Origin of the sequence: Ottowia flava, assembly GCF_008017535.1 — a bacterium.
In the GTDB taxonomy this organism is placed as follows: Bacteria; Pseudomonadota; Gammaproteobacteria; order Burkholderiales; family Burkholderiaceae_C; genus Ottowia; species Ottowia flava.
Genome location: NZ_VRUA01000002.1, coordinates 230,836 through 251,466, shown reverse-complemented (window position 1 = coordinate 251,466; position 20,631 = coordinate 230,836). Strand labels below are relative to the sequence as shown.

Sequence of the window (20,631 nt, the reverse complement as noted above, 5' to 3'; positions counted from 1 at the left end):
GGGGGTGGCGCGCGGTCCCAGCCGATCGTCGGTATGTTCGCGCGAGCGTTCTGTGCCTGCGCTCAAAGCCATTCGAGCCATTTCACATCGGCGATTTGCCCAAATGGGGCGTCGTTCATTTTTACAAAGCAAACGCTTGGCGAAAATAGAAAGCCTTGCTATGCTGCGTGAATGGAGCGCCCAGAGCCCACCCCGACCACGCCCGCACCGCGCCGCGGTCGCCCGCCCAAGACGGCGGCCGAGCGCGATGAAGGCAACCGCCGCCAGGCGCTGATCGCTGCTGCAGCCAAGCTGTTTCGCACCAAGGGCTTTGACGCCACCAGCACGCGCGACATCGCCGCGGCGGCGGACATGCAAAGCGGCTCCCCCTTCTATTTCTTTCAGAGCAAGCAGGCCTTGCTGCATGCGGTCATGCAGGAAGGTATGGCACGCGTGGCGGTCACACAGAGCGACACGCTGAAGGCGCTGGGCGCCGGCGCGTCGGCGCACGACAAGCTGCGCGCGCTGATCCGCCACCACTTTGAAGTGCTCTTGGGCCCGTACAGCGATTTCATCCCAGTGATGCTGTACGAGTGGCGATCGCTCACGCCGGAGCAACGGGCCGACGTGACGCAAATCAAGGACGCGTACGAATCGGTCTGGATCCCGGTGCTGCGCGCGTTGCACCGCTCGGGCCATATCAAGGCGAAGCCAGGCGCTGCGCGCCTGCTGATCTTTGGCGCGCTGCACTGGGCGGTGCAGTGGTATTCGGTCGACGGTCCGATGACGCTCGACGAAATCAGCGCTCAGGCCATGAAGCTCTTCACGGGGGAAGCATGACGTACCGCAGTGTGTTCGCGCCCGGCCTGCTGGCCGGGCAGGTGGTGGTGGTGACCGGCGGTGGTTCCGGCATCGGGCGTTGCACGGCGCACGAGCTGGCGGCGCTGGGCGCGCACGTGGTGCTGATCGGCCGCAACGGCGACAAGCTGCGCACCACGCAGGACGAGATCGTCCAGGACGGGGGCCGCGCCAGCCACGCGGTGTGCGACATCCGCCAGGAAGACGCGGTGCGCGCCACCGTGGCGGGCATCGTGCAGGCGCAGGGCCGGATCGACGCGCTGGTCAACAACGCCGGTGGCCAGTACATGACGCCGGCAGAAAAGATCAGCGCCAAGGGCTGGCAGGCGGTGGTCGACACCAACCTGACCGGCGGCTTTCTGATGGCCCGCGAGTGCTTCCTGCAGAGCATGCAGGCGAATGGCGGCGCCATTGTCAACATCGTGGCCGACATCTGGGGCTCCATGCCCGGCATGGCGCACAGCGGTGCGGCGCGCGCGGGCATGGTCAGCTTCACCGAAACCGCCGCCGTCGAATGGGCGACGAGTGGCGTGCGCGTCAACGCGGTGGCGCCGGGCTACATCGCGTCCAGCGGGATGGACCACTACCCGCCCGAGGCGGGCGACATGCTGCGCCAGATGCGGCACACCGTGCCGCTCGGGCGCTTTGCCACCGAGGCTGAGGTGTCGGCGGGCATCGTGTTCTTGCTCAGCCCGGCAGCCAGCTTCATCAGCGGCACGGTGCTGCGCATCGACGGCGCCCGCCCGCAGGTGCGCATGGGCTGGGGCCAGGTGGCTGCACCGACCGAGGTGCAGCAGCGCGCAGCGGTGCGCCCCTTCGACGGCTTTCATCGCTACGTCACGCCGAAAGTGTTCAGTTCATGAGCGTGTTCTCTTCCCATTGGAATTCCCAGGGCGAGCAGGCCCAGGCGCGCCGCGCCGCCACGCTGGAGCGCATCGCTGCCTGGCGTGCGCTTGAAGCGCGCGCGGCCGATGCGTCAGCGCGCGCCAAGCCGCAGTTCGACAAACGCGGGCAACTGCTGCCGCGCGAGCGCGTCGCGCTGCTGCTCGACCCGGGTGCGCCGTGGCTGCCGCTGTGCACGCTGGCCGGCTACCTGCAGGATCGGCGCGACCCGGCCAAATCGGTGCCGGGCGGCGGCATGCTGGCGGGCATCGGCTTCATCGAAGGCGTGCGCTGCATGGTGGTGGCGAGCGACTCGGGCATCGAGGCCGGCGCGATCCAGGAGCGCGGGCTCGACAAGATCCTGCGCGTGCAGGAGATCGCACTGCAAAACCGCCTGCCCTTCATCCACCTGGTTGAAAGCGCGGGCGCCAACCTGATGCGCTACCGCGTCGAAGGCTTCGTGCACGGCGGCTCGCTGTTCCGCAACCTGGCGCGGCATTCGGCGGCGGGGCTGCCGGTGGTCACGGTGCAGCACGGTTCGGGCACGGCGGGCGGTGCGTACATGCCGGGCCTGTCTGACATCGTGATCATGGTGCGCGGCCGCTCGCGCGCCTTCCTCGCTGGCCCGCCCTTGCTGAAAGCGGCGACGGGTGAAATCGCTACCGAAGAAGAGCTGGGCGGCGCCGAGATGCACACCGGCGTGTCGGGCCTGGGCGAATACCTGGCCGAGAACGACCGGCAGGCGCTGGGCATGGCGCGCGCCGTCATCCGCGGGTTTTCTGAGTCGAATCGGCCTGTGGCGCTAGATACATCTGCGCGGGCAGCTATGAATTCAGAAGCATTGGAGCCGCACTTCGGCGCCGACGATCTGCTCGGCCTGATGCCGCCGCACCACCGCGAGCCGGTCGACATGCGCGAGGTGATGGCGCGCATCGTGGATGGTTCCGACCTGCTGGAATTCAAGCCGCTGTACGGCGCGCCTACGCTGTGCGTGCAGGCCCGCATCGGCGGTCACCGCGTCGGCATCATCAGCAACAACGGGCCGATCGACGTGGCGGGCGCCAACAAGGCCACGCACTTCATCCAATGGATGTGCCAGCTCGGGCACCCCATCGTCTACCTGCAAAACACCACCGGCTACATGGTCGGCAAGGACAGCGAACAGGGCGGGATGATCAAGCACGGCAGCAAGATGATCCAGGCGGTGACCAACGCCACGGTGCCGCAGCTCACCATCCAGTGCGGCGCCAGCTTTGGGGCGGGCAACTACGGCATGTGCGGACGCGGCTACGCACCGCGCTTCCTGTTCAGCTGGCCCGGCGCCAAGACCGCGGTGATGGGCGGCGAGCAGGCCGCCCGCACCATGCAGATCGTGACCGAGGCCGGCCTGGCGCGCAAAGGCCTGACGCCCGACCCGGCCGAATCGCAAGCGCAGTACGAGCAGATCGTCGCCATGTTCGAAGCGCAGGCCGACGCCTTCTACACCAGCGGCCTGTTGCTGGACGACGGCGTGATCGACCCGCGCGACACGCGCGCCGTGCTGCGTTTTTGCCTGGACACGATCGCCGAAGGCGCGGCGCGCGAAGTTCGGCCCATGCAGTTCGGCGTGGCGCGCATGTGACGCGCCCGTCGGTTCGAGAGCCAAAAATCCGAGGAGACACCCATGCAGCTGACGCACGAACACGAGCAGGTCCGCGACACGCTCAAGCGCTACATCGACGAGCACATCAACCCGCACGTCGACGAATGGGAAGAGGCCGAAATTTTCCCCGCGCACCAGGTCTTCAAGGGCCTGGGTGATCTGGGCCTGCTGGGCCTGACCAAGCCGGTCGAGTACGGTGGCGCGGGGCTCGACTATTCGTACAGCATGGTCATGGCCGAGACGCTGGGCCACATCCGCTGCGGCGGCGTGCCCATGGCGATTGGCGTGCAGACCGACATGTGCACGCCCGCGCTGGCGCGCTTCGGCAGCGATGAGCTGCGCCGCGACTTTCTCGCGCCGGCCATCGCGGGCGACATGGTCGGGTGCATCGGCGTCAGCGAGCCGGCGGCGGGCAGTGATGTGTCGGGCATCAAGAGCGTGGCGCGCAAGGACGGTGACGACTACCTGATCAGCGGCCAGAAGATGTGGATCACCAACAGCCTGCAGGCCGACTGGATGTGCATGCTGGTCAACACGGGCGGCGACAACCTGCACAAGAACAAGAGCCTGGTCATGGTGCCGATGCGCGACGGCCGCGGCGGCCAGCTGACGCCGGGGATCGAGGTGGCGCGCAAGATCCGCAAGATCGGCATGGATTCGTCCGACACCGGGTTGATCTATTTCGACGACGTGCGCGTGCCGCAGCGCTACCTGATCGGGCAGGAAGGCCAAGGCTTCATCTACCAGATGCAGCAGTTCCAGGAAGAGCGCCTGTGGGCCGCCGCCAATGCGCTGTTGGCGCTGGACGAATGCATCCAGGAAACCATTGCCTGGGCGCGCGACCGCCAGATGTTCGGCAGCACGCTGCTCAACCAGCAGTGGGTGCAGTTCAAGCTGGTCGAGCTGCAGACTGAGGTCGAAGCGCTGCGCGCGCTGACCTGGGCGGCGGGTGAGCGCTACGTGCAGGGCGACGACGTGTTGCAGTGGGCCAGCATGGCCAAGCTGAAGGCCGGACGCCTGATGCGCGAGGTGGCCGACACCTGTCTGCAGTTCTGGGGCGGCATGGGCTTCACGCTGGACAACCGTGTGTCGCGCCTGTACCGCGATGGGCGCCTGGCGTCGATTGGCGGCGGGGCGGACGAGGTGATGATGGGGATCATTGCGAAGACCATGGGGATGGCGAAAAGATGAGCACCCCCCTGAGTCGCCTGCGGCGCCATCCCCCCGCTCTCTTCGCGCTGAAGCGCTTCGGGCAGGGGGACAACGCGAGTCGCCGCCGCAGGTGCGTCGACCGCGTTCGCTGGGGTGGCCTGCTCCGCGGCCATTCGCGCAGTGGTGTGCGGTGGGCGGCTGGGCTTTCGCGAGGCGAGTCGGCGCGTTTATGTCTCGAGCTTTGTGTGTCTGCCCGTGCAATCGGTGCATCTTTATTGCTCCGAAATTTGCAGCTGCCTGCGCAAATGGCACCAGCGCCGCGGGGCGATTTCATTCCAATTTTTTTTACAACGGAGGGCGCATGCGGCGCATCCTGATTGCCAACCGGGGCGAGATCGCGCGCCGCGTCATCGCCACGGCGCGGCGGATGGGGATCGAGACGGTGGCGGTGTATTCCGAGCCGGACGCCGATGCGCTGCATGTGCGCGAGGCGACGACAGCGTGGGCTTTGGGTGGGCAGAGTTCGGCCGACAGCTACCTGCGGGGCGACGCGCTGATCGCCGCGGCGCTGGCGACGGGTGCGGACGCGGTTCACCCCGGCTATGGCTTCTTGAGCGAAGACGCGGGCTTTGCGCAGGCGGTGGCCCACGCGGGCCTGACCTGGATCGGGCCGCCGGCCAGCGCCATCCGCGCGCTGGGCAGCAAGTCCGCTGCCAAGGCGTTGGCGCGCGCGCACGATGTGCCATGCCTGCCCGGCTACGCGGGTGAGGACCAGAGCGACGCGCGCTTTGCGGCCGAGGCGCACGCCATCGGCTACCCGGTCATGGTGAAGGCGGTGGCGGGCGGCGGTGGGCGCGGCATGCGCCTGGTGACGGTGCCCGACAAACTGGTCGCCGCCCTGGCCAGCGCGCGTTCGGAAGCGCTGTCAGGTTTCGGCAGCGACGAGTTGCTGATCGAGCGCGCGCTGATGGACCCGCGCCACGTGGAGGTGCAGGTGTTTGCCGACGCGCACGGCCGTGCGGTGCATCTGGGCGAGCGCGATTGTTCGGTGCAGCGCCGCCACCAGAAGATCATTGAAGAAGCGCCCAGCCCGGCGTTGACGCCTGCGCTGCGCGAACGCATGGGCGCCTGCGCTGTGGAGTTGGCTCAGGCCGCGGGCTATGTGGGCGCGGGTACGGTGGAGTTCTTGGTCGAGGATGACCAGTTCTATTTGATGGAGATGAACACGCGCCTGCAGGTCGAGCACCCGGTGACCGAGGCGCTGACAGGGCTCGACCTGGTCGAGTGGCAGATCCGCGTCGCGCGCGGCGAGCTGCTGCCGCTGGCGCAGGACCAGATCGTGCTGCGCGGCCACGCCATTGAAGTGCGCCTGTGCGCCGAGGACGAGCACTACCACCCGCACACCGGTCGGGTGCGGCACCTGCTCGCACCGGCAGCCGCCGCGTTCGAGGTGGCACCGCTGCGTTTTGACCACGCCCTGCGCGTCGGGCTGGAGGTGTCGCCGCACTACGACCCGATGCTGGGCAAGCTGATCGTGCACGCCGACACGCGCGAAGCCGCCATTGACCACCTGCTGGCCGCGCTGCGCGAACTGGAGGTGCTGGGCCTGCGGACCAACCGCGGCTTCTTGATCGAATGCCTGGCCAGCGCGCCCTTCCGCGCCGGGCACGCGCTGATCAACTTCTTGGCGCGCGAAGGCGACGGCTTGCGCGCCGAGCTGCATGCGCGCGAGCGGCTGGCGGACGGGCGCTTTGGCGCACTGGTGACCACGGGGCCCGCTGGTGCGCTGCCTTGCGCCTTTGCTGCGCCGCGCCGGCTGAGCCACCGCGGCATCGCGCGCGACGTGGCGGTGCAGGCGCTGGGCGACGGTGCGTGGCGCCTGCGCGCGGCCGAAGGCGAAGCCGCAACTTGCCACGTGCAGGCGCTGGCGCCGGGCGTGCGCCGTGTCGCCGGCGAGCACCTGACGCAGCGCCTGGCGGCGGTCAACGTGCCGTCCGCCGAGCCCGGCGCGCGTTGGCACGTGCAGGCCGATGGCGTGGACTGGTGGCTGGATGATGTGTCTTTTGAGCCAGAAGCCGGCGCCCAGCAAGCGCAGGCAGCTTCTGAATTGAGAGCGCCGTTCAATGGCAAGGTGGTCCGCATCGGCGCTGAGGCGGGGCAGACGCTGGCGGCAGGCGACGCCGCGGTGGTGATCGAATCCATGAAGCTCGAACACAGCGTGGGGCCGCGCGCGGCCGCGGTGGTGGCCGAGGTGCTGGTCAGCGAAGGCCAGCAGGTCACGCCCGGCCAGGTGCTGCTGCGCCTGGCGCCCCTCCCGGAGGCCGCATGAACGCCGACGCCACAGCCGCAGAGCGCGCGCTGCTGGCCGACACGGTGGCGCGTTTTGCGCGCGAGCGCATCGCGCCGCACGTCACGGCGTGGGACGCGGCCGGCGAGTTTCCGCGCGCGCTGTACCGCGAGGCGGCCGATCTGGGTTTGCTCGGCCTGGGCTACCCCGAAGCCTATGGCGGCACGCCAGCGTCACACCGGATGCGCCTCAGTCTGTGGGTGCCGTTGTGCCGGTACGGCGCCAGCGGCGGCGTGCTGGCCAGCCTGCTGTCCCACAACATCGGACTGCCGCCTGTGCTGGCGCTGGGCAGCGATGCCGTCAAGCAGGAAGTGATTGCGCCGGTGCTCGCGGGCGAGCGCATCGCCGCACTGGCGATCACCGAGCCCGGCGGTGGCTCTGACGTGGCGGCGCTGCGCACCCGCGCGCGGCGCGAGGGCGACGAGTACGTCATCGATGGCGAAAAGGTGTTCATCACCTCGGGCATGCGCGCCGACTGGATCACCGTGGCCGTGCGGACACCCGCCCCCACGCTCCCTGCTGCGCATGGTGCGCTGCCCCCCAAGGGGGCTGCCGCTGCCTTGGGGCGGCCCGGCGGCAGCGGCGGGGACGCCGGCACCCACGGCGCGGGCGGCATCTCCCTGCTCCTGGTGCCGGGCGACAGCGCCGGCCTCAGCCGCACCCGCCTGGACAAGATGGGCTGGCTCTGTTCCGACACGGCGCACCTGCGCTTTGACGGCGTGCGCGTGCCGGCGCGCTACCTGCTGGGCGAGGAAGGCGCGGGCTTCAAGGCCATCATGGGCAACTTCAATGGCGAGCGCTTCGGCATCGCCTGTGCGGCGCTGGGCTTTGCGCAGGCCTGCTACGACGAAGCGCTGGCCTGGGCACGCGAACGCCAGACTTTCGGCGTGACGCTCACACAGCACCAGGTGGTGCGCCACCGGCTGATCGACATGCAACAGCGCATCCGGTCCACCGAAGCCTGGCTGGAGCAATTGGCCGCGCGCGCGGACGGCGGCGACACCGGTGCCGACTGGGTGGGCGAGGTCTGCGTGCTCAAGAACCACGCGACGCAGGCCATGGCGTTCTGCGCCGATGCGGGTGTGCAGATTTCGGGCGGCATGGGTTACATGCGCGGCACGGTGTGCGAGCGCATCTACCGCGAGGTGAAGGTGCTGACCATCGGCGGTGGCACCGACGAGATCATGCGCGAGCTGGCGGCGCGCCAGTGGAGGATTTGAATCAAAAAGCCTTTGAGCCCTAGAGGGATATGCGCGGATAGCTAGAAAAACAAGAGCATCAAGCTTGATGCCACCCCGCAGCGTACCTAACACTTCACGCGCCACACGGCGCGCAACACAAGGACGGAGACATGCGTTTTGACGATCCAGCCGGCACCGTGGGTGCCGCCCTGGCACACACCGCCGCCGAGCACGCCGGCACGGCATTCATCGACCAGGATGCGACGTACACCTGGCCTGAGATGGATCGGCTGGCGACGCGCATCGGGCAGCGCCTGCAGGCGCTGGGCATCGGCCACGGCGACCGCATTGGCGTGATCCTGCCCAACCAGATCGAATGGGTTGCGCTGTATTTCGCTGCCGCGCGCATCGGCGCAGTAGTGGTGGGCCTGAGCGTGCGCTACCGCGACACCGAGCTGGACTTCATGCTGAGCGACAGCGGCGCCAAGGCGGTGCTGGCGCCGGCCAGCTTTGCCGGGTTTGACTATGTGGGCTACCTGCACGCCGCGCGTGCACGCATGCCGCACCTGCAGCACCTGATGTTCGTCGGCGCGCCCCAAGCTGACGGCGATGGCGACGTGGATTTTGGTGAGTGGATGCAGGACCGGGCAGGCGAGACAGCGGCCCCGAGCGGCGTGGGTCCGGCACCGGACGACCTGGTCATGGTGATTTACACCTCCGGCACCACCGGCCGGCCCAAGGCCGCTGGGCTGACCCACAGATCGCAACTCACGTCGGCCAGCGCCCAGCAGGCGCACACCGGCATGGCGTCCACCGATCTGCTGCAACTGGCCCTGCCGCTCAACCACGTGGGTGGCATCACTTGCGGCGTGCTGTCGATGCTGATCGCCGGTGGCGCCAGCGAACTGGTCGCGGCCTTCCAGCCAGACACCGTTCTGGCCATGACGCGGCGCCACCCGCCCACCATGTTGGTCGGCGTGCCGACCATGCTGACGCTGTTGCTGATGCATCCGGACTTTGCGCAGGGCAACTGGTCGCGTGTGCGCTTGATGATCGTGGGCGGCTCCAACGTCGAGCCGGCGCTGCTCAAACGGCTGCAGACGGCCTTCCCGAACGCCACACTGATGAACCTGTATGGCCTGTCGGAGTCGTCCGGCGCCGTCGTGATGACGCCGCGCGGTGCCACGCAGGACGCGCTGCTCAACTCCATCGGCAAACCCTTGCGCGGCGCCAGCGTGCGCGTGCTGAACCCGGACGGCACCGACGCCGCCGTGGGCGAAGTTGGGGAGCTGCTGTTCCGCGGCTGCGGCGTGATCCCGCGCTACGTCGGCGCGCAGCAGGACGAAGGCACGTTTGACGCGGAGGGCTGGCTGCACTCCGGCGACATGGGCTACCAGGACGCGGCCGGGCAGATCTACCTGATGGGGCGGCGCAAGGACATGTTCCTGCAAGGCGGCTTCAACGTGTACCCGGCCGAGGTCGAAGGCGTGATCGGGGCGCTGCCCGGCGTGGTGATGGTGGCGGGCATCGGCGTGCCGGACCCGGTGCTGGGCGAGATCGGCCGCTACTACGTCGTCGCTAAGCCGGACAGCGGCCAGACGGCCGACGCCATCGTTGCGCACTGCCGTGAACACCTGGCCGACTACAAGGTGCCGCGCCAGGTCGTGTTTCGCGACGCACTGCCGATGACCCCTGCCGGCAAGATCCAAAAGGCGGCGCTGCGCGATGAAGCGCGACCCACGCCGCAGGCAGGAGAAGACGATGATGAAACACAACGTCAGCTTTGATTTCTCGGGCCGCCACGTGGTGGTGTTTGGCGGCACCACCGGCATCAACCTGGGCATTGCGCAGGCCTACGCACGCCAGGGTGCCAAGGTCACCGTGGCCAGCCGGAAGGCCCCCAACGTGGAGTCTGCTGCGGCAACGCTCGGACCCAACGGCTTCGGCGTGATCGCGGACGTGCGCGATGACGAGGCGGTGGGCGCTGCGCTGGCGCAGGCCGTGGCGCGGCATGGGCCGATCGACGTGCTGGTTTCGGGCGCGGCGGGCAACTTTCTGGCGGCCGCGGCCGACATGTCGTCCAACGCCTTCAAGGTGGTGGTCGACATCGACCTGCAAGGCAGCTTTCACGTGGCCAGGCGTGCGCTGGAGCACCTGCGCAAGCCGGGTGCCAGCCTGATTTTCATCACCGCGCCGCAGTCGGTCGTGCCGATGGCCTACCAGGCCCATGTCTGCGCGGCCAAAGCGGGCGTGGATCAGCTGACCCGGGTGCTGGCGATCGAATGGGGCGCGCTGGGCGTGCGCGTCAATGGCATTTCACCGGGGCCCATCGCAGGCACCGAGGGCATGAAGCGCTTGGCACCGCAAGGGCCTGAAGGCGATGCGCTGGTGCGCGACATGGTGCCACTGGGCCGCATGGGCACGCCGGAAGACATTGCGCAACTGGCGATGTTCCTCGGCTCGGATGCCGCCGCCTACGTGTCGGGCACGGTGATCGCGTGCGATGGCGGTGCGCAGGGACAGCTGACGCCCATGGTCACTGCCGCCGCCCGACTGGCACAGACGGCCGGCGCTTGATCGCCAGACCAATCCGTTGCATGCCACCGCTGAGAGTGGCAGCTTGAACTCAACCAACAACCGGAGACAAAACCATGATTGAGATGCCCCTGACCGATGCGGCGCGCCGCATCCGGCGAGTCGCCCTGGGCGACCTGCTGTACCGCACCACGCAGCGCTTCGGCCCGCGCACCGCGCTCGTCGATGGCGACCAGCGCATCGACTACCGCACGCTGGACGCGCGCAGCTCGCAGCTGGCGCACCACTTGCTGGCCCAGGTGGGCGCTGGCAAGCAGGTCGGCATGCTGTGCGCCAACTCGACCGACATGGTGGTGGCCACCTACGCCATCCACAAGGCGGGCCAGGTCTGGGTGCCCGTCAACATCAAGCTGGACGCGTCCGCCATTGCCTACATCCTGCAGCACGCCGAGGTATCGGCCGTCGTGGTGGACGAAGCGCTGTGCGCCGCGCCCGAGTTGCTGCAGGTGGTGCGCGATCTGAACGTGCCGGTGCTGGTGACCATGGCCGGCGGTGCCACGTCTGCGCACGGCACCCCCCTGGCGCAGGCGGAAGCGGGGCAGCCGACCGACCTGCCCGATGTGGTCATCGACGGCGACCAGCCCGCGCTGCTGATGTACACCAGTGGCACCACGGGCCACCCCAAGGGTGTGGTGCATTCGCACCTGTCGGTCTACAGCGCCATCATGGGCAACATGGTTGGCATGCGCTACACCGAGCACGACGTGGTCAGCGGCTGGTTGCCCTTGTTCCATTGCGCGCAGCATACGCTGGCCGCCACGGCGTGCGCGGCCGGTGCCTGCGTGGTGCTGACGCGCGCCTTCGTGCCGGCCGAGGTCGCGAACCTGGTCGTGCGAGAGGGCATGACGGTGTACGTTGGCCTGCCGCTGATGTACGCGGCCGTGTTGGCCGACCCCAATTTCCGTCCCACCACGCTGCGCCAGTGTGTGTACGCGATGGCGCCCATCCCCAAGCCCCTGATTGCGCAGATCGCCGAACGCATGTGCCCGCACATCATGTTGGCCACCGGGCAGACCGAAATCTATCCGGCCACCATGACTTTCGACCCGCTGGCCCATCCCGGCAGCGACGGCAACTACTGGGGAACCTCGCTGGTGACCAACGAGACCGCGGTCATGGACGACGACGGTCGGTTGTTGGGCGCCGGCCAGGTGGGTGAGATCGTGCACCGCGGCCCCAACGTGATGATGGGCTACTTCAAGGACCCAGAGGCGACCGCGGCCGCGCAGCGCTTTGGCTGGCACCACACGGGCGACCTCGGCATGTGGGACGAAGGCGGGCAGATGGTCTTTCTGGACCGCAAGAAGGACATGATCAAGACCGGCGGCGAGAACGTCGCCAGCGTGCGCGTCGAAGCGGTGCTGCTGGCGCATCCGGCCGTGGCGGGTGCCGCTGTGTTCGGCGTGCCGCATGCGCACTGGGGCGAAGCCGTGTGTGCGGTGGTGGTGCGCAAGCCCGATACCGACGCGGACGAAGACAGCGTGCTGGCGCACTGCAAGGAGCGCCTGGGCGGCTTCGAGGTGCCCAAGGTCGTGCACTTCGTGGACGTGCTGCCGGCCACCGCCACCGGCAAGGTGCAAAAACACGTGCTGCGCAAGACCTTGAGCGAACTGCTGCAGGCGCGGGCGAACTGAGCGCCGCGTTGCCCAGGACTGGCCGACCTCGCCGAGCCTGGCAAAAGCAGAAAGGGCCGCCCTGGGGCGGCCCTTGCTTTGAGCGACCCAGGTCGCTGCTTACTTGATGTAGTCGGACACCACCTTCCAGCGGCCATCCTGCAATTGCGACAGGCGCGACGTGTTGCTGCCCAGGCGTTTGGTGGCGGTGAAGGTCATTTCGGCCGAGCCGAACATGTCCGGCGGCAGCGTCATGCTGTCCATCGCCTTGATGAAGCTGTCGGTGGTCAGGTTGGGGCCGGCTTTCTGGGCGGCCTTGGCGAACGAGTCCACCACGTTGTAGCCGTAGACCGAGAACACGGCAGGGTCCTCGTTGAACTTGGTCTTGTACTTGTTGGCCCAGAAGCGGATTGGTTGTGAAGTCTCGTCCGTGTAGGGGTTCTGCACCGTCATCGTGGCGTACAGCCCATCCATCGCCTTGCCGCCGAGCTTGTGGATCAGGTCGGTGTAGGCTGCGCTGGAGCCCAGGAAGGTGGGCGAAAAACTGTTCTTGCGTGCTTCCGCAATCGTGCCGATCGTCTCGCGGATGATCGTGCCCATCACCACGAAATCGCAACCCGCCGCCTTCATGCGCGCAACCTGCGAAGAGAAATCGGTGGCAGCGCGCTTGAACGAGGTTTTCTCGGCCAGCGGCACGCCAATGGTCTTGAGGCCGTCCTCGGCGCCGCGCAGCACTTCCAGGCCGAACTCGTCGTCCTGGTAGATCGCGCAGGCCTTCTTGGCGTTCTTTTCCTTGAACAGCTTGGGCGCAGCCAGGCGAATCTGGTCGTAGTAGGTCGCGGCAAACGAGTACTTCAGGCGGTTGTGCGGCTCGTACATCTCGCGCGCGGCCGTCACCGGAAAGAAGCTGATCACGTTCTTTTCAAACAGCACGGGAAACGTGGCGACGTTCTGCGCGGTGCCGATGTGCCCGAGGATGGCAAACACCTTGTCCTGGTTCACCAGCTTCTGCGCGGCCAGCACGGCGCGCTTGGGGTCGTAGCCCGAATCCTCGAACTTCAGCGACAGCTTGCGGCCGTTGATGCCACCCTGCTCGTTGATTTCGTCGACCCGAAGCTGCATGCCCATGCGCAGCTGCTTGCCGAAGCCCGCCAGTGGGCCCGACAGATCCTGGATCGACCCCAGCGAGATCTGGTCCTTGCTGATGCCCTGGGATTGGGCCCAGGCGGCGCTGGCGACGGCGGTGCACGCGAGGGCGACCAGGGCGTGTTTCATTGGCATGGCGTTCTCCTTGATAAGGCGGCGGCAAAAGGCGCGTCGCGACGGCGACGCAGTGTGGGAAATTGTGCGCAAGGGTGGTGGCGACTGGCGCAGTGAATACCCTGACATGCCCGTTCAGGCTCGGTACATCGCGTCGATCTGCGGGGCGTACTTGGTCTGCACCAGCTTGCGCTTGAGCTTCATGGTGGGGGTCAACTCCTCGTCCTCGGCGGTCAACTGTGTGTCCAGCAGGAAGAAGCGCTTGATCTGCTCGACGCGGGCGAACTTGCGGTTCACCTCGTCGATCACCCCCTGGATCAGCGCCTGCACTTCGGGCGCGCGCGTCAGGCTGGCGTAGTTGGAGAACGGCACGTCGTTGTCCTGCGCGAACTTCTCCACGTTCTCCTGGTCGACCATGATCACCACCACCAAATAGGGCTTCTGGTCGCCGATGACCACAGCGTCGGTGATGTAGGGGCTGAACTTCAGCTCGTTTTCCAGTTCGCTGGGCGTGATGTTCTTGCCACCCGCCGTGATGATGATGTCTTTCATCCGGTCGGTGATGCGGTAAAAGCCCTCGCCGTCCACGGTGCCCACGTCGCCCGTGCGCAGCCAGCCGTCGGGGGTGAAGGTCTCGGCCGTCTTTTCCGGCAGGTTGAGGTAGCCCTTGAACACGTTCGGGCCCTTGACCTGAATCTCGCCGGAGTCTGGATCTAGCCGCACCTGGTTGAAGTCGGTTGCGCGGCCGATCGAGCCAGGCTTGACCCGGTCGACCCGCACACCGGTCGAGGCGCCGCAGGTCTCGGTCATGCCCCAGACTTCGAGCATCGGCACGCCCAGCGCCAGGTACCACTTGACCAGCTCGGGTGAGATGGGGGCCGCGCCCGTCACGAGGTAGCGCGCGCGGTGGATGCCGATCAGCTTGCGCACGTTGTCCAGCGCCAGCCAGCGCGCCACCCGAAAACGCGCTTTCAGGCCAGCGGGAACCGGTTCGCCGGCCAGCACACGTGCCGCAATCTGCTGGCCCACGCCAATGCCCCAGGCGTAGACCGCGCGCTGCAGCCGCGTGCTTTCCTTCAGCGCGATGGTCACGCCGGAATAGAACTTTTCCCACACGCGGGGCACGGCCGTGAACACCGTGGGTGCGATCTCACGCACGTTCTCGGGCACCGTGTCCGGGTTCTCGACGAAGTTGAGCTTGGCGCCGGTGTAGAGCGCGAAGTATTCGCCGCCCATGCGCTCAGCGATGTGGCACAGCGGCAGAAAGCACATGCATTCGTCGTGCTCATCGCGCGCGATCAGCGTGTTGTACCCGCGCACGGTGTAGGTCAGCCCACCGTGCGTGTGCATCGCGCCTTTGGGTTTTCCTGTGGTGCCCGACGTGTAGACCAGAATCGCCAGGTCGTCCGGCTGCACGGCGGCCGCCGCGCGCACGACGGCGTCGGGGTGGGCCTTCAGGTGCTCGCGTCCCAGCGCGCGAAGCTGCGCCAGGCTGAGCACGTCGGGGTCGCTCAGCCCGCGCAGGCCTTCCATGTCGAACACCACGATCTTGCGCAGGCCGGGCAACTGGGCGCGCACTTCCAGCGCCTTGTCGAGCTGCTCGTCGTCTTCGACGAACAGGATGCTGGTGCGCGAGTCCTCGCACAGGTAGTGCACCTGCGAGGCGGCGTCGGTGGGATAGATGCCGTTGGACACCGCGCCGCAGCTGAGCACGGCCAGATCGCACAGCACCCATTCGATCACCGTGTTGGACAGGATGGAGGCGGTGTCGCCCGCCGCGAAGCCCAGACTCATGAGGCCTGCGGCGATCTCGGCGACCGCATCGCCCGACTCCCGCCAGCTCCAGCTGCGCCAGATGCCCAGGTCCTTCTCGCGCAGCCAGACGTGGTCACCGCGCGCACGCACGGCGTTCCAGAACATGGCAGGCAGGGTGTCGCCATCGAGCACGCTGTCCATGCGCGGTTGAATGTGGCTCAGGTCCCAGAGATTTGACACGGGCGCTACCTCCAGGTCTTCTTCTTTTTCCAGCGCCGCTCGCCGCGCACGCCGGCGTCCTTCATGCCGAGGTAGAACTCCTTGATGTCGTCCTTCTCGCGCAGGCGATCGCACCGGTCTTCCATCACGATGCGCCCGTTCTCCAGCACGTAGCCGTAGTCGGCCGCGTTCAGTGCCATGTTGGCGTTTTGCTCCACCAACAGGATGGTGGTGCCGCGCTCGCGGTTGATGCGCACCACGATCTCGAAGATTTCCTTGGTCAGCTTGGGCGACAGGCCCAGGCTGGGCTCGTCCAGCAGGATCAGCGCGGGTTCGGCCATCAGCGCGCGGCTGATGGCCAGCATCTGCTGCTGGCCACCGGAGAGCAGGCCGGCATCCTGGCCAGCCCGCTCGCGCAGGATCGGGAAGTACTGGAACACCTGCTCGATGTCGCGCGCCACGCCGTCGCGGTCGCGCCGTGTGTACGCACCCATCAGCAGGTTGTCGCGCACGGAGAGCAGCGGAAAGACCTCGCGGCCTTCCGGCACGTGGCTGAGGCCAAGCTGCACGATGCGGGCCGGGTCGCGCGCGGTGATGTCCTGACCCTGGAAGTTCACCGAGCCCTTGCGCGGATCGATGATGCCGGAGATGGTCTTCAAGATCGTCGTCTTGCCGGCACCGTTGCTGCCGAGGACGGTGGCGATCTCGCCTTGTCGCACCTGCAGACTCACGCCGCGAATGGCCTTGATCGGGCCGTAGGCGCTTTCGATGTTTTGCAGCTTCAATAGGGCTTCTGCCCTAGATGGGTCTGCGCAGGCAGCTACTGAAGTCATAGCATTTGTCATGCCGCCGTCCTCCTCAGTGAGGACACGTCGTCGATCGATCCCAGGTAGGCCTCGATCACCGCCGGATCGCTCTGCACCTCGGCCGGTGTGCCCAGCGCCAGCACCTGCCCCTGGTTCATGGCGACCACGCGGTCCGATACGCGCGAGACCAGCGTCATGTCGTGCTCGACCATCAGCACCGTGGTACCGAGCTCCTGCACGATGTCCTGGATCCAGAAGGCCATGTCCTCGGTTTCCTCGACATTCAGGCCGGACGAAGGCTCGTCCAGCAGCAGAAGGCGGGGTTCGGCGCACAGCGCGCGCGCCAGCTCGACCACCTTGCGTACACCGTAGGGCAGGCCGGCCACGGTGGCGTCGCGGTGGTGCTGCAGGTCGAGCAGGTCGATGACGCGTTCTACCTGCTCGCGCGCGGCCAGCTCGGCCCGGCGCGTGGCGGGCGTGAAGAAGACCTCGCTCCAGAACCCGGTCTGGCGGTGCGTGTGACGGCCAATCAGCAGGTTGTGCAACACCGTGGCGTGCTCGAACAGCTCGATGTTCTGGAAGGTGCGCGCAATGCCGAGCGAGGCCACCTTGTGCGGCGGCTGGGCCGTCAGTTTGATCAAGCCGTCCGGGCCGGCGTAGTCGATCTCGCCGCTGGTCGGCGTGTAGATGCGGCTGATCAGGTTGAACACCGTGGTCTTGCCGGCGCCGTTGGGGCCGATCAGCGTGAACACTTCGCCGCGGCGCACGTCAAAGCTGACATCGTTGACGGCCAACACGCCGCCGAAGCGCACGCTGAGGTTCTTGGCAGAGAGCAGAACGTCGTTCATTTCAGCCGATCGGATTTCTGGAACGACTTCTGCCGCTTGAACATGCCCTGGCGGTAGAACGGGAACATCTGGAACCAGGTGCGGATCTTCAGCCAGCGGCCGTACAGGCCCAGCGGCTCGAACAGCACGAACGCGATCAGCACCGCGCCGTACACCACGGCCTGCAATCCGGGCGCCTGGCCGATGGCGTCGGGCAGGTAGTCCTTGAACAGCGAGATCAGCTGCGGCATGGCGATCAGGAAGATGGCGCCCAGGAAGGCGCCGTGCACCGAACCCAGCCCGCCGATCACGACCAGCAGCAGCAGGTCGATCGACTGCAGGATGCTGAACTGGTCGGGCGACAGAAAGCGCATCTTGTGCGCATACAGCGCGCCGCCAATGCCCGCCAGCGCCGCCGACAGCGCGAACGACAGCGTCTTGTAGCGCGCGAGCTGGATGCCCATGCTCTGCGCCGAAATTTCCGAGTCGCGAATGGCGACGAAGGCGCGCCCGGTGGCGCTGCGCAGCAGATTCAGGATGGCCAGCGTGCACAGCACGGCGGTGACTAGCGCGATGAAATAAAAGCCTTCGCCCGAATCGATGTGCCAGCTGCCGATGGTCGGTGCCTTCACGTGCATGCCGGCGTTGCCGCCGGTCAGTTTTTCCCAGCGCGCGAACACTTCTTCCACGATGAAGCCGAAGGCCAGCGTCGCAATGCCCAGGTAGATGCCTTTCACGCGCAACGCTGGCAGCCCGACGACCACGCCGACCAGCGCAGCCAGCACGGCCGCGCACAGCATCGCCAGCGGGAAGGGCAGGCCCGCGTTGGTCAGCACCGCCTGGGCGTAGGCGCCCACACCCACGAAGGCGGCGTGGCCCAGTGAGAATTGTCCGGTGTAACCAGCCAGCAGCATCAAGCCTAGGCCAATGATCCCGTAGATCAGCACGAAACTGAGTTGCGCCAGCCAGTATTCGGGAACGATCCAGGGCGCGAGCAGCAGGAAAACGGCGAGCAGGCCATACCAGAAGGCCTGGCCGCCATGCTTGATCAGGCGGATGTCCTGCGCGTAGTCGGTCTTGAAGATGAATCGCATCAGACCTTCTTCCTGAGCTTCTCGCCGAACAGGCCGTTGGGCCGCACCACCAGCATGACCAGCACCACGATGTAGGCGGCGATGTCCTTGAAGCCCTCAGGCAGGTAGAAGCCCGCCAGCGATTCCACGATGCCGATGATCAGGCCGCCCACGATGGCGCCGGGCAGGCTGCCGAAGCCACCGACCACGGCGGCCGGGAACGCCTTGAGCCCGATGAAGCCCATGTTGGCGTGCACGAAGGTGATCGGCGCCAGCAACAGGCCCGCGATGGCCGCAACGCTGGCAGCGAGCGCCCACACCAGTCCGTTCAGGCGCTGCACCGGGATGCCCATGTAGTACGCCGCCAGCTGGTTCTGCGACGAGGCCTGCATCGCGATGCCCAGCTTGCTGTACTTGAACAGGCCGTACAGCGCCGCGCACAACACGGTGGTGACCGCGATGACCACCACCTGCTCGGCGCTCAGCACCAGCGAGCCCAGCTTCCAGACCATGTCCTTGTACGGCACGGGCAGGGTGTGCGTTTCGGTGCCGATGCCAGGCACCATGGTGATCAGCCCGCGGCCGACGTAGCCCAGGCCGATGGTCAGCATCACGATCGAGAACGCAGGCTGCCCCAAAATGGGGCGAATGACCAGGCGCTCGGTGGCCATGCCCAACATGCCCACCGCTGCGATGCTGGCGATGATGGCCAGCCAGTACGGAAAGCCCAGCATCGTCATGCACACCAGGCCGGCAAAGGCGCCGAGCATCATCAGCTCGCCCTGGGCGAAGCTGACGGTTTCGGTGGCCTTGTAGATCAGCACGAAGCCGAGCGCAATCAGGCCGTAGATACAGCCTTGCGCGATACCGCTGATCACCAACTGCAGAAATTGCACGTGTCTCCTTGGCTCCAGGGCTGGGGGGTATTGGGCGGACTCTAGCGATGTCGGTCCCGGGTTCTCGTTAGCGCAAACCCTAGATCGCATGCGGTAGCGGCCATTGTGTTGGATTTTTACCAAGCAAGCACTCAGTGAAAATCCCAGTGGCCGGTGCTGAAGCCGCATCGCACAGCTCCAGCAGGGTGCGACATCTGCCCGAACGACAGGGTGAATTTCACCAAGCGCACACTTGGTGAAATGCCTATACTGCGCAGATTCGGTTCTTTCCGAGGAGACACCTGATGAGCGAAGCCTATGTGTTTGACGCCGTGCGCACCCCCCGCGGCAAAGGCAAGAAGGACGGCAGCCTGCATGAGGTCAAACCCGTCGACCTGCTCGCGGGCACGCTAGAGGCCTTGCGCACGCGCCACGATTTCGACACGGCGGTGGTGGACGATGTGGTCATGGGCGTGGTGTCGCCCATCGGCGAACAGGGCTCGGTGATCGCCAAGGTCGCGGCGCTCAAGGCAGGCTGGGACTGGCAGTGCGCCGGGGTGCAGATCAACCGGTTCTGCGCGTCGGGCCTGGAGGCCGTGAACCTGGCCGCGCAGAAAGTGCGCTCCGGCTGGGAAGATCTGGTGGTCGCTGGCGGGGTGGAAAGCATGAGCCGCGTGCCCATCGGCGCCGACGGCGGGGCCTGGGCGCAGGACCCGGCCACCAACATGGCGACCGACTTCGTGCCACAAGGCGTGGGCGCCGATTTGATCGCCACCATGGAAGGCTTTTCGCGCGAAGACGTGGACGGCTTTGCCGTGGTGTCGCAGCAGCGCGCGGCCAAGGCGCGCGACAGTGGCTACTTCTCCGGCTCGGTCGTACCGGTGAAAGACTGGCTGGGCCAGACCATTCTGGACGCCGACGAGTTCATCAAACCACGCACCACGGTGGAGGCACTGGGCGGATTGAAGCCTTCGTTCGCGCAGCTGGGTGCGCTGGGCTTTGACGCCGTGGCGCTGGGCCGCTATCCGCAGGTCGAGCGCATTGACCACGTGCACCACGCCGGCAACTCGTCGGGCATCGTCGACGGCGCCGCGGCGATGCTGATCGGCAGCGAGGCCGCGGCCAAGGCGCACGGCTTCACGCCGCGCGCGCGCATCGTCGCCACGGCGCTGTCGGGCGCCGACCCGACCATCATGCTCACCGGCCCGATGCCCGCCACGCGCAAGGCGCTGGCCAAGGCGGGCATGACGATCGACCAGATCGACCTGTTCGAAGTGAACGAGGCGTTTGCCGCCGTGCCGATGAAGTTCATGAAGGAATTTGGCGTGCCGCACGAGAAGGTCAACGTCAACGGCGGCGCCATTGCCATGGGCCACCCGCTGGGCGCCACGGGCGCCATGATCCTCAGCACGCTGATCGACGAGCTGCACCGCCGCCAGCTGCGCTACGGCCTGGCCACGCTGTGCGTGGGCGGTGGCATGGGCATTGCCACCATCGTTGAGAGAATTTAAGAGAAATCAGGTTGCAGCCCTACAACTACCTGCGCAACCAGCTACTCAATTAAGAG

The 20,631-nt window shown here is 66.9% G+C and carries 16 protein-coding genes; 10 read left to right on the top strand and 6 right to left on the bottom strand.

The features are described 5' to 3' along the window. The first annotated feature begins 171 nt into the window (after positions 1-171). The 9 genes from FVQ98_RS03310 (at position 172) to FVQ98_RS03270 (ending at position 12,270) form a co-directional block, all read left to right on the top strand. Positions 172-819: a TetR family transcriptional regulator gene (locus FVQ98_RS03310; protein ID WP_147912000.1), complete on the top strand. Its 648-nt coding sequence runs from the start codon at positions 172-174 to the stop codon at positions 817-819. Further along, a complete protein-coding gene (locus FVQ98_RS03305; RefSeq protein WP_147911999.1) occupies positions 816-1,700 on the top strand; it encodes an SDR family oxidoreductase in 885 nt (294 codons plus the stop codon). The genes FVQ98_RS03310 and FVQ98_RS03305 overlap by 4 nt, the downstream gene beginning before the upstream one ends. Continuing rightward, complete coding sequence (locus tag FVQ98_RS03300) at positions 1,697-3,340, top strand: acyl-CoA carboxylase subunit beta (RefSeq protein ID WP_147911998.1); 1,644 nt, start codon at positions 1,697-1,699, stop codon at positions 3,338-3,340. The genes FVQ98_RS03305 and FVQ98_RS03300 overlap by 4 nt, the downstream gene beginning before the upstream one ends. 42 nt (positions 3,341-3,382) lie before the next feature. Then, the gene (locus FVQ98_RS03295) at positions 3,383-4,552 is read left to right on the top strand and encodes an acyl-CoA dehydrogenase family protein (protein WP_147911997.1); all 1,170 of its coding nucleotides are present in this window, start codon (positions 3,383-3,385) and stop codon (positions 4,550-4,552) included. 322 nt (positions 4,553-4,874) lie between these two features. Next, positions 4,875-6,842 (top strand): acetyl/propionyl/methylcrotonyl-CoA carboxylase subunit alpha, encoded by a 1,968-nt coding sequence (locus FVQ98_RS03290; protein WP_147911996.1) that lies wholly within the window; start codon positions 4,875-4,877, stop codon positions 6,840-6,842. Next, entirely contained in the window at positions 6,839-8,080 is a 1,242-nt protein-coding gene (locus tag FVQ98_RS03285; protein WP_147911995.1) for an acyl-CoA dehydrogenase family protein, read from the top strand. The genes FVQ98_RS03290 and FVQ98_RS03285 overlap by 4 nt, the downstream gene beginning before the upstream one ends. Before the next feature lie 131 nt (positions 8,081-8,211). Next, a complete protein-coding gene (locus tag FVQ98_RS03280; RefSeq protein ID WP_147911994.1) occupies positions 8,212-9,828 on the top strand; it encodes a class I adenylate-forming enzyme family protein in 1,617 nt (538 codons plus the stop codon). Further along, positions 9,806-10,618 carry an SDR family oxidoreductase gene (locus FVQ98_RS03275; protein ID WP_147911993.1) on the top strand — a complete coding sequence of 271 codons (813 nt, stop codon included), beginning with the start codon at positions 9,806-9,808 and terminating at the stop codon, positions 10,616-10,618. The genes FVQ98_RS03280 and FVQ98_RS03275 overlap by 23 nt, the downstream gene beginning before the upstream one ends. A 74-nt stretch (positions 10,619-10,692) precedes the next feature. Further along, positions 10,693-12,270: a class I adenylate-forming enzyme family protein gene (locus FVQ98_RS03270; protein WP_147911992.1), complete on the top strand. Its 1,578-nt coding sequence runs from the start codon at positions 10,693-10,695 to the stop codon at positions 12,268-12,270. Between the two features lie 99 nt (positions 12,271-12,369). On the opposite strand, the gene FVQ98_RS03265 is transcribed toward FVQ98_RS03270, so the two are convergent. The 6 genes from FVQ98_RS03265 to FVQ98_RS03240 form a co-directional block, all read right to left on the bottom strand. Further along, the gene (locus FVQ98_RS03265; protein WP_370512910.1) at positions 12,370-13,530 is read right to left on the bottom strand and encodes an ABC transporter substrate-binding protein; all 1,161 of its coding nucleotides are present in this window, start codon (positions 13,528-13,530) and stop codon (positions 12,370-12,372) included. 114 nt (positions 13,531-13,644) lie between these two features. Beyond that, on the bottom strand, positions 13,645-15,504 hold the full coding sequence (locus tag FVQ98_RS03260) for an AMP-dependent synthetase/ligase (protein ID WP_147911991.1): 1,860 nt from the start codon (positions 15,502-15,504) through the stop codon (positions 13,645-13,647). 5 nt (positions 15,505-15,509) lie between these two features. Further along, on the bottom strand, positions 15,510-16,316 hold the full coding sequence (locus FVQ98_RS03255) for an ABC transporter ATP-binding protein (protein ID WP_147911990.1): 807 nt from the start codon (positions 16,314-16,316) through the stop codon (positions 15,510-15,512). Positions 16,317-16,324: 8 nt separating this feature from the next. Further along, positions 16,325-17,137, bottom strand: coding sequence for an ABC transporter ATP-binding protein (locus tag FVQ98_RS03250; protein WP_147911989.1), 813 nt, complete (start codon positions 17,135-17,137; stop codon positions 16,325-16,327). Beyond that, complete coding sequence (locus FVQ98_RS03245) at positions 17,134-18,210, bottom strand: branched-chain amino acid ABC transporter permease (RefSeq protein WP_147911988.1); 1,077 nt, start codon at positions 18,208-18,210, stop codon at positions 17,134-17,136. The genes FVQ98_RS03250 and FVQ98_RS03245 overlap by 4 nt, the downstream gene beginning before the upstream one ends. Beyond that, positions 18,210-19,085, bottom strand: coding sequence for a branched-chain amino acid ABC transporter permease (locus tag FVQ98_RS03240; protein ID WP_147911987.1), 876 nt, complete (start codon positions 19,083-19,085; stop codon positions 18,210-18,212). The genes FVQ98_RS03245 and FVQ98_RS03240 overlap by 1 nt, the downstream gene beginning before the upstream one ends. Before the next feature lie 284 nt (positions 19,086-19,369). Here FVQ98_RS03240 and FVQ98_RS03235 point away from each other — a divergent pair, with 284 nt between their 5' ends. Beyond that, on the top strand, positions 19,370-20,575 hold the full coding sequence (locus FVQ98_RS03235) for an acetyl-CoA C-acetyltransferase (protein WP_147911986.1): 1,206 nt from the start codon (positions 19,370-19,372) through the stop codon (positions 20,573-20,575). The last annotated feature ends 56 nt before the right edge of the window (positions 20,576-20,631 follow it).